General features: G+C 39.5%; 12 protein-coding genes. 4 read left to right on the top strand and 8 right to left on the bottom strand.

What is annotated here, in order from left to right; translation table 11 throughout:
• The first annotated feature begins 143 nt into the window (after positions 1-143).
• Positions 144-530 (top strand): hypothetical protein, encoded by a 387-nt coding sequence (locus tag JMX13_RS12095; protein ID WP_227686310.1) that lies wholly within the window; start codon positions 144-146, stop codon positions 528-530.
• A gap of 329 nt (positions 531-859) precedes the next feature.
• On the opposite strand, the gene JMX13_RS12090 is transcribed toward JMX13_RS12095, so the two are convergent.
• A complete protein-coding gene (locus tag JMX13_RS12090) occupies positions 860-1,357 on the bottom strand; it encodes a GNAT family N-acetyltransferase (RefSeq protein WP_201612900.1) in 498 nt (165 codons plus the stop codon).
• A 249-nt stretch (positions 1,358-1,606) separates the two neighbouring features.
• Between JMX13_RS12090 and JMX13_RS12085 the strand changes: the two genes are divergently transcribed.
• A complete protein-coding gene (locus JMX13_RS12085; protein ID WP_227686309.1) occupies positions 1,607-2,863 on the top strand; it encodes an ATP-binding protein in 1,257 nt (418 codons plus the stop codon).
• Positions 2,864-2,948: 85 nt separating this feature from the next.
• Here the strand turns inward: JMX13_RS12085 and JMX13_RS12080 are convergent, their stop codons facing one another.
• Together JMX13_RS12080 and JMX13_RS12075 are read right to left on the bottom strand one after the other, a co-directional pair.
• Entirely contained in the window at positions 2,949-4,163 is a 1,215-nt protein-coding gene (locus tag JMX13_RS12080; protein ID WP_201612896.1) for an SEL1-like repeat protein, read from the bottom strand.
• A gap of 26 nt (positions 4,164-4,189) precedes the next feature.
• Positions 4,190-5,545, bottom strand: a complete 1,356-nt coding sequence (locus JMX13_RS12075; RefSeq protein WP_201612894.1) for a serpin family protein — start codon at positions 5,543-5,545, stop codon at positions 4,190-4,192.
• A gap of 102 nt (positions 5,546-5,647) precedes the next feature.
• Here JMX13_RS12075 and JMX13_RS12070 point away from each other — a divergent pair, with 102 nt between their 5' ends.
• Both JMX13_RS12070 and JMX13_RS12065 read left to right on the top strand, forming a co-directional pair.
• Complete coding sequence (locus JMX13_RS12070; protein ID WP_201612892.1) at positions 5,648-6,157, top strand: hypothetical protein; 510 nt, start codon at positions 5,648-5,650, stop codon at positions 6,155-6,157.
• 631 nt (positions 6,158-6,788) lie between these two features.
• Positions 6,789-7,157, top strand: a complete 369-nt coding sequence (locus JMX13_RS12065; protein ID WP_201612890.1) for a hypothetical protein — start codon at positions 6,789-6,791, stop codon at positions 7,155-7,157.
• Between the two features lie 94 nt (positions 7,158-7,251).
• Here JMX13_RS12065 and JMX13_RS12060 read toward each other — a convergent pair whose 3' ends face one another.
• The 5 genes from JMX13_RS12060 to JMX13_RS12040 all read right to left on the bottom strand — a co-directional run bounded on the left by JMX13_RS12060 (position 7,252) and on the right by JMX13_RS12040 (position 12,122).
• Positions 7,252-7,452, bottom strand: coding sequence for a hypothetical protein (locus tag JMX13_RS12060; protein ID WP_201612888.1), 201 nt, complete (start codon positions 7,450-7,452; stop codon positions 7,252-7,254).
• Between the two features lie 501 nt (positions 7,453-7,953).
• Positions 7,954-8,721, bottom strand: coding sequence for a Fe(3+) dicitrate ABC transporter ATP-binding protein FecE (gene fecE, locus JMX13_RS12055; protein ID WP_201612886.1), 768 nt, complete (start codon positions 8,719-8,721; stop codon positions 7,954-7,956).
• Positions 8,721-9,752: a FecCD family ABC transporter permease gene (locus JMX13_RS12050; protein ID WP_201612884.1), complete on the bottom strand. Its 1,032-nt coding sequence runs from the start codon at positions 9,750-9,752 to the stop codon at positions 8,721-8,723. The genes fecE and JMX13_RS12050 overlap by 1 nt, the downstream gene beginning before the upstream one ends.
• Before the next feature lie 159 nt (positions 9,753-9,911).
• Complete coding sequence (locus JMX13_RS12045) at positions 9,912-10,988, bottom strand: FecCD family ABC transporter permease (RefSeq protein WP_201612882.1); 1,077 nt, start codon at positions 10,986-10,988, stop codon at positions 9,912-9,914.
• Between the two features lie 48 nt (positions 10,989-11,036).
• Positions 11,037-12,122: an ABC transporter substrate-binding protein gene (locus JMX13_RS12040; protein ID WP_201612880.1), complete on the bottom strand. Its 1,086-nt coding sequence runs from the start codon at positions 12,120-12,122 to the stop codon at positions 11,037-11,039.
• Positions 12,123-12,155 lie beyond the last annotated feature (33 nt).

Below are 12,155 nucleotides of genomic sequence, written 5' to 3'. Positions count from 1 at the left end.
TGCTGAATAAGTCATAATCTTTTTACTTTTCGCTTATTTTAAAGCTACCGTACCACTTTTATAAAAGATCTACTATAAGCAAGCTGTACTGAACGTAAGAGTGCCTAAAAATAATTAGCGGATAACTATATTATTGATTCTGCATGATTTCTAATGAAGTAGCAGTGGTGTTAGTCAATCGTAAAAGCGAGAGAAATATGGTTTTTAATAAGAATTTTCTAATAGGATTGATGAGCATGCTTTTAATATCTTGCTCATATTTTGAGAAGGATAAAGGCAAAATTATCATAAATAACGAAAGCCCTTATCTCATATCTGACGTACGCGTCAAGTATACCAGCTCCAAAAGAGTGGACTTAATCGGAGATTTGCCGCCTAACTCCTCCTATCGCTACGCTATCCAATATACAAGCTATGAAGATTCAATATCTATTGACTATACTGATCAGGATAAGAAGACATATTCTAGAGATGCAGTGCCCTATGCCGCTTCATACGATAAAGAACAATATACATTTACTATAAGATAAAATGGTCTATACAGCAGACAGTTAAATGGTTGTATAGCTGATAAATCATGATTTAATACAGATCATTAGAGATTGAGCACTCGCAAAGCTTAACGAGTAATTGCACTTGAATACACCCATTCTATTTCTTGTTTTTAGTATTTTTTCTTGTGTTAAACAAGGTTATAGCAAATAGAATAATTACCAAGGTATTAACTACAGCATAATTGTATTGATTAATTTTTTGAATAAATAAAAGATACCAAAACAACGCCACACAAATTATAGTAAAAGCAGGTAAGATATATTTTTTCATATTGAAACTCCTTTTTTCCTTAAAATAATAGATATCAGAGTGATTTCACCATCCTAATATCGATTATTTTGGTATCCTCGTATGTCTCTTCACTATGCTTACCGTCAGACTTAAAACCAATTTTTTCATAGAAGCTAATCGCAGTCAGATTTGTTTTTAGCACCCATAACGACAAGCTAATACATCTATTGTGCTGAGAAATATCATCTATTGCTGAATTCATTAGTGTGGTGCCAAGCCCCAGACTTTGATATTGAGGCAGAATGTATAGGGTCGTTATTTCACATTCACTGTCCTTCGTAAAGTAAGAAATAAACCCGACATTATTATTCTCAGCGTCGTAGGCTATCCATGTGCTCACACCAGAGCTAAGGATTACTTTTCCCCACATCTCTACCTTTTGAGATAAGTTATTCTCTTTATCACGATAGGTTTTGGGCAAAAGGTCCACATAGGTAGCATGCCAACTTGTGAAATGTATATGAGCAATATCTGAGACGTCATTTTGATTGGCCTTACGTATAAAAAACATGCTGCACTCCATAAGCTGGTTCTTTTGGTGATAACAATAAGTCTGACTCATTTATGGCTGATATCGAAAAAAGATCTAAAAGATAGTAAGCATATTATATGTCAGCAGAGTTGACACCAGTAAGAAGGCGTTACTTGCTGGATAATTGTGTCTCGATTTTAAAGGATATCAGAAATCTTAATCTATAAAATTATCTCAAACAAGCATCTGCGTATTGCACTGCTATTTTTGCTGATTCAGCAAATTATTGTGGCGTCATCAACGTATTTTATTGCTCGCCTTGCACAAAGTCTGACCGAGGACACTATTTCAATTTTATATATGGTGCTATTTGCCCTCTCTTTAGTAGCGGTTTATGTGCCTGCATATTTTTGTGTTACCAATACAGAGCGCGCCAAGTATGACGCTCATAAGATGTACAACGATAGCTTTCATACTGTCTTTTTAGGCAAGACCTATTTGTTATCCAGCGACGAGTTACAGAGTACGGCAACGACAACGCTCGCTCAAGAAAGCAACTACACCCTTGAGACAGTCATTGATAGTATTTTTGATATTTCAGCGTTGGTACTTAATGTTTTATTTAACGTGTTGGTCATTGCTTGGTTTTTAGATGGCACCTTACTGCTTGGTTATGCAGTAGGAATTATTTTTGCCTCCCTGTTTGTGCATTTCAGACGACATACCCTAAAAACGGCTGCCAAAACAGATCAGCAATCACGGCTGAATTTAGCCGCTAAACTTTTTGACAGTTGGGATAATGTCGTTATTTTCAATAAGCATAATTACACGCTCTATAACAATATTGTCCAAAAAAGCTTTGCAACAGCCAAGAATAATAGCGTTAAATCCACCTCGATCCAGCATATCAATTCAAGCTTAGGCATGATAATACTTATGCTGCCTGTCTTTGTGGTCACTGCTTTTATTTTTAATAAAAATTGGCATGATGCTGCGACGATGGCTGTGCTAATCGCCACGCTGCCAAGACAAATTCAGCTATTGCAAATGTGCTATGCCTTGATTGGCTACCATACCAGTATTGGCGTTATCAAAACGATGCTGGATGGTATTTTAGAGGTCTTAAAACCTACCACTGTAGATTTAGATACCTACATTCAGGCAAACCAAATACGTGTGAAGCAAACAGGGGAAATTTTTGATTCAACACAATTACCCAAGCAAGGTAGAGTAACGTTGGTTGGTAATAATGGTGTTGGTAAATCTTGTATGTTGCTTAAGCTCAAAGACCACTACCAAGAACAGGCTTACTATTTACCTGCCAAGCACAATTTGTATTTCAATTACAAAACAGACAAAGCCCATAGAGGTTCAACAGGACAACAACTCATCAAGCAAATTCAAGAAATTAGAGAGGACGACCGAAGTACAGTTGTCATGCTTGATGAATGGGATGCACATCTGGATAAAGAAAATACTCAAATCATAGATCAATATCTTGATGATCTTGCCCAAACAAGACTTGTAATGGATGTTAGGCATTGAGTTAAAAAGCGCTTAGATAGGATTGATAGATACACCGCTGTTATCTCAATAATCTAAGACCCATCACTTTTAAAAACTAAACCCCTTATTTGGATATTTTCTGAAGATAATCACAACTCGCTTGGTAGTCGTTATCGCAAGATACTTCCAACCACTCTTTTGCCATGGCTTTGTCTTTATTAACACCCAAGCCCTTATAATACATCAGCGCTATAAGATACTGAGCGCGCTCACTACCTTTGCTCCATGACCCATCAACCGTATTACGGTATCTATTTCTAGCCGCTTGTTCATACCACCTAAAGGCTTGAGTATAATCCTGAGTGACGCCAATCCCATCATAATACATATCACCCAACTGGTATTGTGTCAGTAAATGCCCTTTACTCATCTCTCCACGACCCAAGAAGTAACTATTACTCGCCGCTTTTTTGAACCAGCTTAAGGCTGTATCATAGTCTTGTACAACACCTATTCCCTCAAAGTACATTTTCCCTAGACGGTATTCGGCATGTGTCTTTCCAAGACCAGTATAACTCTCCCGACTAGCCGCTATCTCAAACCATTCTTTTGCTTTGATCTTATCCTGAGTAACCCCTAAGCCGCGATCGTACATGACTCCCAAGTTATATTCAGCATCAGTATCACCTTGAGCAGCAAGCTTTTCAAAGATATGAAAGGCCTTTTTATAATCTTGAGCAACACCTAAACCGACATAATACATAAGCCCCAAGCTATATTTAGCATACATTTTTATGTATTTAGCCTCCATTTTTTCATTATCAGCGGCCTTCTGATAATAGCTAAAAGCCTGACTGTAGCTTTGAGGCGTACCTGCCCCATGATAGTACATATCTGCAAGTTGATACTGAGCATCTGCGTTATTATTGTCGGCTAAGGTCTTATATAATTTAAAAGCCTTGGCGTAATCCTGAGGTACGCCATACTTACCCGCATAATAGATATAGGCAAGATTGGCTATTGCAGAGGTATGCCCGTTATCAGCAGCTATCTGATACCATTTGATCTTGTTTATAGGATCATAAGCTTGAAGACCAAGCATGAATTGAGCAGGAGCATATCCTCGAATGGCAAACCATTCATACGGTTTCCTGCCATCTTCGGGCAAGTCTAAATTCTCTAAATATAGCTTGGCAAGCTGTTGCTGAGTATAGCTGTCTCCTAACTGTTCTGTTGCTTCTTCTGCTATATAATCAGCTGCTATAGCGGATACAGACAGTCCGAAAGATAATACCGAGATTGTTATATTCTTGATTAAATTCTGTTTGAATCTTTGCATATTAATTCGCTCCAAAATACATATTGCTATAGATTATTCACCTGACCTAAAAATAATATTGCATCGGTTTTATTGTCTTTAATCATAAACATAAACGGATGATCGGCTGTAAGTTCAGCATTATATGAAGCAGATACAACCCTCACGACAATACTCGTTGCAGCTGCCGCAACCGTACCTTTTTCATCCACCTCAACCACCGCTTTATGAATAACTGAATCTACTGCTAAAGGTAACTTGTCATTAAACAAGCTAAAATCAGCTTTATTACTAAAAACTATTGGCATACCCATCTCAGTCAAAATAGATTCCATCTTATAGATCTGCTCTAACTTGAACTTGGGCATATTCAAAAAAATCTCTTTGCTCTCTAATCGCTCAGTCCATTTATTAATCTGAGCGGTACTCAAGTTTGCAATCAGCTTTTGCATGGCAGCTGCTTCTTTTGACTTTGGTAAGACAACTAGCATCGATAGTTCATCGCCTTTGTAAGGCAGTTCTACCACTTGTACTCGCTCATCTTCCATGTAATCAAAGCTTTCTATGCTATACATAAAATTCGTATCAGTGGTTGTGCCATTGAGGTTATAAAAAGGTTGAGTGCTACCTCGTAGGCCTAGAGGTTGTGCCCATTCGCTCTTAAAATAAACGGCATTGGTTAATACAGCAGCTGTATCTGCTTTAATACTATCTTTTGCGAGCAGCTCAGCAATCATCTGCTTGGTATGTTTGGCAATGGTCTTATTGATGGTCTGACGGGAAGGTTCAGGACTGTTTTTAAAATCAAGGTTGGTGACTTTACCACCGTAATAACGTTGTACAGTATGCAAATAATTTTGAATGGGGCTCAAGCCTTGACGCATCCATAAATCATTAACCGTGCTTAAGTCATAATTTGGGTTGGGTTTATTAAATTGATTGTATAGTGCTGCACTATTGGGATTAAGGATAGCTGGTGTTGGATAATGAAAAGTTTTTTGGATTTGGTGTTTGGTTTCTCCCTCTGCTGCGGCATAAAGCATGGCCATCGCAGTAGACAAGCTGTAGGGCGAGAAGAAGATGTTGTTTTCTGCTTGTTTAGCTTGCTTATTAATCTGCTGATATAAATCTATAGCGAATTGATTGTTGGCATTAGCGACTTGCTTGATACCTTCAGGCGTTGAAGCAGAGTCGTCAGCAGCCGTATAGTTCTTATCAGTCTTTGTGGTTGAAGGGTTCTCAGTCTTGCTAACTACAGGTTTTTCAGCTGCCGCTTTTATCAGTTGATTGTCAACCAAGCTATTATTACAACCAGCGATTGCCAGTAAACTGCCTAAAGCAAGCGTACCGACGCTGAGCTTCATTATTGGCTTTTTATAAATGTATTGGTTATGATTTTTCACGGCGTTGCACCCTCTTATAATTCGAATGATGTCCTGATTATATACAAGGGTTTAGCCTGATTTAGTAAACATATGCTAACAAATTTAAGGAAGATATTTCAGATGAATACAGTATATAAGGACAGCTATAAGCTTAAAAAATGCTTAATCGTATTTGTAGCAATCTTAATATCAGGTTGTATGACACCTTCAAAAAACATGATAAATAAAGCCACTAGTGAGAATAAAGTCCTGAAGACTGAAATGGAGGATATCTCGAATATATTAACACCGAAATATGCAGATATATTTACATACCCTTTTGATCCTGAGGAACCCCAGTTAGATATGGGGGTCGGTGGACGATTGGTCGTAATAGAGGGTTGTTTGCTAATAGAGTCAAGTGATGGCGTGTTTTCTACGCCTATACTGCCTGAAGGGGTGACCTATTGGGATAAAGATAAAGGCATTATCTATATTTATGATAGAGGCTTTTTAATAGGCAATATTATTCGTTCAAATGGTGTTGCTTTAGATAGTCAGTTCCAAAAAGTACAAGACATTTTCATATCAAAAGCGAAGCCCTCGTGCCTCAAACGTCATTCAATATTGTTTGGCACTAAATTTGACTAGCAGGCAAATTAGCTTAAAAGGTCAATTATAAAGAGAGAGTGCTTTACAAAAGCCAAGTAGTTAAAGTGCTTTGCCATGTATGAAAGATTCAGATATTCACTTCAAGTTTCTACTGGAGAATCAGAACTATAATCTATTGATATAAGTGTTGACCCTTATTTAGCTCAAGCATGTCAGCAAGTATTAGAGTCGGTCTAAATATACTGATGTAGTCGGTTTTATAGTCGAGCTATGTTGAAAACTGAGGTCGATACTAGAAATAGTTAACGCTAAAGTAGATTAAGTCCTTATTGAAACTATAACTTATTAGGTAGTAAACCCCTCAATATTATGGTGTTCGAAATATCGTTAATATCTGCATATGCCATGGATAAATCTTACTCTGACAAGTCGGAAAAGCTCTATGTGCTATTATCTATATAGTGTAGAGGAGTGGAGTATGAAATTTACTTTTCTTAGGTGACGCTATTAATATCGGGGTTTGATGTCAGCTCTACACAGCCAAACCTTCAAGTCCTCACTAGGGAACCGTATCTTCAGGATGCTATGAATATCTTTATTGACAATGATTATCAATAACATTACTATTTAATATTTTAAATAAACATACGTTCATTTATTAGGATTTTTGATGCGGAAATTTGTCCTAGATTACCCAAAAGGAAGTTACCGCAAGCTTTTTATTGTGGCTTTAATCCTAAGTTTTGGTTTTTTCATAGCCTCTTTTATAGATAGAGATATACCGAACATCTTAATATGGCTAGGAGTATTTTTAGCAGCTTTGAAGCAAGTTGTCATACCTATAAATCTAGATCAAAAAATATCTTTATCGAAAAAAAGATACTCTATAAGTGATGATGATTTTATAAGTCATTACAATAGTAGCTCTATTATGCACGATAATAACAAGGGTAAAACTTGGCATAAATTGATAATACTGGGTGATGATATATCGTCCCTTTTGCTTATTGCTGTCATACTCTATAGCATATTTGGTTAACTGAATTATAATTAGTAAGCATAACAAAACTGTTATAGATTACTAATACGATGAAAGACTTGCTACCTAAAACTGGGCGTTCTAAGTAGTATACTCAAATATGCTCGGCTTCTAACTTGGTTACTATATCCTTAAAAACTTCTTCAAAATGTTGGTTGTCAGTACATTGTTTGAATGCGTTACCATTCCAAAACCCTAAATGAAAAGTGATTGTAAGTCGCTTTTTATCCGCAGTTACCCGTCTTATTTCCGATAGGTTAACAATTTCATTATCTACAACTATAAAATTTGGCATCTAAATCTCTTTCTATAAATTTTTAATAATAGCCAGCTACGAACCTTAAATTGCCTCAAGATTGTCGGAGAATTAACTCTCTGAGAAGTATGAACAAAGAACCTTTATCGAACCACATAAAAAAACAACAAGACTATTTCTATCATCAAAAGGCTAATCAGCACTTTTCTATAAATAGATATGGTGTTTTCATTATATTTCCACTCCCATAGTGGCACTAAAATAAGCAGTAGATAAGTAACGCATATTATAAGTCCTACCCAGTATTCGATTTTCAATTTGTAACGCCTTATTCAGATGGATTGTAATGGTCAAATAATTGAGAACAGATGATAAGAGGTTTTTACTTAGCTTTTTGATTAGGCGAGGCTGTTAAAAATAGAGTTTAGTAGGTGATTAATTCTAATAAAGAACTTTATTATTTAACTAATATAATTAAGTTATAGCCGTTTAAAACACTTAAGAACAACTTCCATCAAGTTAATCGATAATACAGGTATGCTATAAATACACACACATTGGCGAGCCTGCAACAGGGTCGCTAATCACTTTGGCTTGCACATCGAATATGTCAGCCAGCATCCCCTCCGTCATCACCTCATGAGGGCTGCCCATCATTTGCAGTTCGCCTGACTTTAGTACCACTAACAAATCACAATATCTAGCCGCTTGGTTAAGATCATGTAGCACAACGATGATGCTTTTACCCTTATCCTTTAATTCCCGTATGAGTCGCATCAGCTCTATTTGGTAAGAGATATCCAGATAAGTGGTCGGTTCATCAAGCATAATAATATCGGTGTCTTGGGCTAAAATCATCGCAATCCAAGCGCGCTGCTGTTGTCCGCCTGACAAAGCTTCAAGGGGCGTATCAGCCAAACAATCAATGGACATTTCGTCCATGACGCTATCTACTATCTGGTTATCTGTAGCATTCAACTTACCCCAATGCGAGACATAAGGCGTTCTACCATATTCAACCAACTGTCTGACACTCAAGCCTTCAGGATTGGTCTGAACTTGTGGTAATACCGATATCTGACGGGCAATCTGCCGATTATTTAACTGCGCCATATTTTGTTTTCTAAGTAAAATACTGCCCGATTGCGGTTGAATCAAGCGGCACAAACCTTTTAATAGTGTCGATTTTCCGCAACCATTTGGACCAATGAGTCCAATGACTTTATTTTCTGGCAACTCAAGTGACAGATTTTTGATAATACGTTGACCATCATGGTAGCCAAGCTGGAGTTCATTCACTGATAGCATCACCACCCCTTATAGCGCGATAGCAAAAAGATAAAATACGGCGCACCAATCACCGAGGTTAAAACGCCAGCAGGTAATTCAATAGGCGCAAATAGACTGCGTGCCAATACATCTGCGGTGACTAAAATGATAGCGCCTATTAGCGCTGACGCTGGTAATAAGATGCGGTGCTGATGCCCAAAGAGCAGTCGTGCGATATGCGGTGCGAGTAAACCAATAAAGCTAACTGTTCCTGCCACGGATACAGCCAAACTCGCAATCACCACTGCGATGAGCAATGTGGTAAATTCTAGTGGTTTGACTGATACACCAAGATGATACGCTGTCTCCTCACCAAGCCCTAGCACATCCAAACGCCACGCTAAATACATACTGATGACCATCAATACAGCAAATATTATCGTTAACATTGGAATATGTTGCCAGCTGCGCCCCCATAAGCTGCCGGTCAACCAAATCATTGCCGTATTGATTTCAACGGGATAAAGCACCAACAAAAAATTAATCCCACTGGCTAAAAAGGCACTAATGGCGACGCCAATCAGTGCCAAGCGTGCTGGCGTAGGCTGAGATATTTGTGCCAATAGAATAATAAAACAAAACGCCAATAGGCCGCCAAGTAAGGCTGCGACAGATAACCACCACGTTGGGGCGGTAGGAAGCATAACCAGTAACAAAGTCGCGCAGAACCCTGCACCAGCACTGATACCCATTAAGTCAGGTGATGCTAACGGGTTGCGAATGACCCCTTGCACTAAAGAGCCTGATAACGCAAGACTTGCCCCGACTAAAATTGATAATAGCGTTCGTGGCAACCGATGCTGCCAAACAATAAAGTCCTTTTCACCGCTAAACCCTTGATATAAATGTTGCCAAATTTGCCCTAGGGTTAATTCGCTGGCACCAAAAAAGATGCTGCTCACACTAAGGATAAGTAGCAGCACAATAATCAGTACCACCGCCCTACTTGCAGACTTACGAGCAAATAGTGAGTTTGAGCGCGATGAAGAAGCTTTATTTTGTATCGTCATTCGTTGCTTACTTTCGTTGCTTGATAGGATTTTGGATCGCTTTTGGTTAACATGCCTACAAATTTAGCAGTATTTATAAGCTATAAAAGCTTATTAACAGACTTTTATATTGACCGGTTGTTTATAACGTATTTCAAACTTGTCTGTATGAGCTATCGATCAGCTATCGAGTCGCCGTCTACATGCCAGCGCGATAAAAATTGGCGTTCCAATCAGTGCCGTTAATAAGCCCACTGGTGTCTCTGCGGGATACGCAACCGCCCGTGATAAGACATCTGCCCATACCATCAATATACTGCCAAGCAGCATGGATAATGGCAAAAGCTGCTCATAAGCCATATTCGACACTTGTTTTAATAAGCGCTTAGCAACATGCGGAATAATTAAGCCCACAAACGCAATGGGACCTGCTACCGCCACACTGACCGCCGTTAATATCGTAATCAATGCCCCGCACGACCATTGCAATGCTCGCAAGTTTATCCCAAGGCTGCTCGCCACCTCATCGCCCAGCACCAAGACATTTAATTTAGGTGACAACCACCAGCCATAACCTAAGGTCAGTAGCGATATAATTGCAAGCATTGGGATGGACTCCCAGCGCGTATTGGCAATAGAACCTGCCAGCCAATACAATACCCCATACGCCTGCTCATCCGTGGTAATCAGCGCCGCTCGCGTCAGACCGACAAGCAACGCATTAATAGCAACGCCTGATAAAATTAGACGGACAGGATGCACCGGACGACCAGAAAAGTAACCTGCCAATCCTGCAACGAGGGCGCAAGAAAGAACTGCGCCGACCATCGCTTGCAAAAAGGTCGAGGTTAAAAAGGTAAATCCCAAACCAATAGAGGATAAAGAAACCACACACGCTGCCCCTGCATTGATACCCAATACCGCTGGAGACGCCAGTGAATTTCGCGTCATCACCTGCATCAGCAGTCCAGCTACCGCCAAATTAGCACCGACTATAATCGCCAAGAGCACGCGCGGCAGGCGAATCTCTATTAATAATTGTGCCGCTAGCGATGCTTGATTATTGTGCTGGGTCAATAAGAAAAGTAAATCCGTCAGCGACAGAGCAAACTTTGAATACGATGTTAATCCTTGCCAGCAGCCAAGCAGTAAAATGACTACTAGCCCACACCACAATAGCGCCCGTGTTATCGGACGCTTTGCAATATGCGATTTGATTGAGACAGCGGATGCATCGATAAGCTTTGTGTTAGCCATAAACCCCGCCTTGCCTTAAAAAGACAGTAGTGCAATGTCTCATTAATTTCACTCTTTTACAGAAAAACTTGAACCTTCTGCGCCTTGGCTCGATGCAATATCAAGCAGCTCAGCCGTCATGTATTCAGCAGACTGCATACTGCGATTGAGCGCCCAGTAATTGGGATCGACTTCGATAACCTGATTCTTTTTGACCGCCGTTAGCTGATTAAATAGCGGCGAGGACTTCCATTCATCATAAATGGTGTGCTCGTTATAACGTCCAATTAATAACCAATCAGGATTAGCCGCTAATAATTGCTCGAGACTGGTTGCGATATACGCCTCACCTGTTTGCTCAGGAATCGGGCTTTTGATATTTAGATGATTGAGTAAACTACCGGCGTACGAGCTTGGGCCATGCAACCACATGCCTTTATCACTGATAATAGCAAACTGCACGCTGTGGTTAGCTAGTGAGGTTGTCGCCAATTGCGACTTTAAATCTGCCATCTTTTTTAGATGCGTATTGATAACTTGAGACATTTTTTTATCTTGGTGGACAATATGCCCGACCAATTGCGCCGTTTGGATATTCTCCACATAACTCTCACCACGACTTTTAAGCACTACCGACGGTGCAATGCGACTAAGCTCATCAGCGATGACAGTATGGCGCTCATCATCAGCAATGATAAGATCAGGTTTTAAATCGGCGATGGCTTCAAGGCTTGGCTGATATCGTGAACCCACAGAGGTGTAATCTGAGAGTTGCTTGGTAAACTCGGCAATAATACTATCAGGATTATTGTCATCAGCAATACCAACCGGCGTTAGACCTAACGCTAACGCATCCCCTAAAAACGAGTATTCCAAAACCACAACACGCTTTGGGTCACTCGGATAGTCATTCAGATTGGGCAAACGCGCTTTGACTTCTTCATCAGTCAGCAGAAGAACACCATTATTGTTACTAGTGCTATGACTGCCATTTGGCTGAGTAATCGCTACTGCCGATACGCCATTATCAGCATTCAATGATGGCGTTGCTGTAGCGTTGTTTTTTTGATTCATAATAAAAACAATACCGCCAACCACAATCAATACGATGATCAGCAAGGGTAAAATAAGCGTGAGCTTTGGACGTTGATTCATAAATAACCTGTCTTACTATCATGAAATGGGTCG

The sequence above is a fragment of the Psychrobacter immobilis genome (assembly GCF_904846285.1).
Classification (GTDB): domain Bacteria; phylum Pseudomonadota; class Gammaproteobacteria; order Pseudomonadales; family Moraxellaceae; genus Psychrobacter; species Psychrobacter immobilis_D.
The sequence above is the reverse complement of the archived record's forward strand: the minus strand, read 5'-3'. Positions and strand labels throughout refer to the sequence as shown.

Coding starts and splice junctions, on each gene's coding strand:
- JMX13_RS12095 (WP_227686310.1), top strand. CDS start 144: ATGATTTCTAATGAAGTAGCAGTGGTGTTAGTCAATCGTAAAAGCGAG.
- JMX13_RS12050 (WP_201612884.1), bottom strand. CDS start 9,752: ATGACGATACAAAATAAAGCTTCTTCATCGCGCTCAAACTCACTATTT.
- JMX13_RS12090 (WP_201612900.1), bottom strand. CDS start 1,357: ATGTTTTTTATACGTAAGGCCAATCAAAATGACGTCTCAGATATTGCT.
- JMX13_RS12045 (WP_201612882.1), bottom strand. CDS start 10,988: ATGGCTAACACAAAGCTTATCGATGCATCCGCTGTCTCAATCAAATCG.
- JMX13_RS12040 (WP_201612880.1), bottom strand. CDS start 12,122: ATGAATCAACGTCCAAAGCTCACGCTTATTTTACCCTTGCTGATCATC.
- JMX13_RS12065 (WP_201612890.1), top strand. CDS start 6,789: ATGCGGAAATTTGTCCTAGATTACCCAAAAGGAAGTTACCGCAAGCTT.
- JMX13_RS12080 (WP_201612896.1), bottom strand. CDS start 4,163: ATGCAAAGATTCAAACAGAATTTAATCAAGAATATAACAATCTCGGTA.
- fecE (WP_201612886.1), bottom strand. CDS start 8,721: ATGCTATCAGTGAATGAACTCCAGCTTGGCTACCATGATGGTCAACGT.
- JMX13_RS12060 (WP_201612888.1), bottom strand. CDS start 7,452: ATGCCAAATTTTATAGTTGTAGATAATGAAATTGTTAACCTATCGGAA.
- JMX13_RS12070 (WP_201612892.1), top strand. CDS start 5,648: ATGAATACAGTATATAAGGACAGCTATAAGCTTAAAAAATGCTTAATC.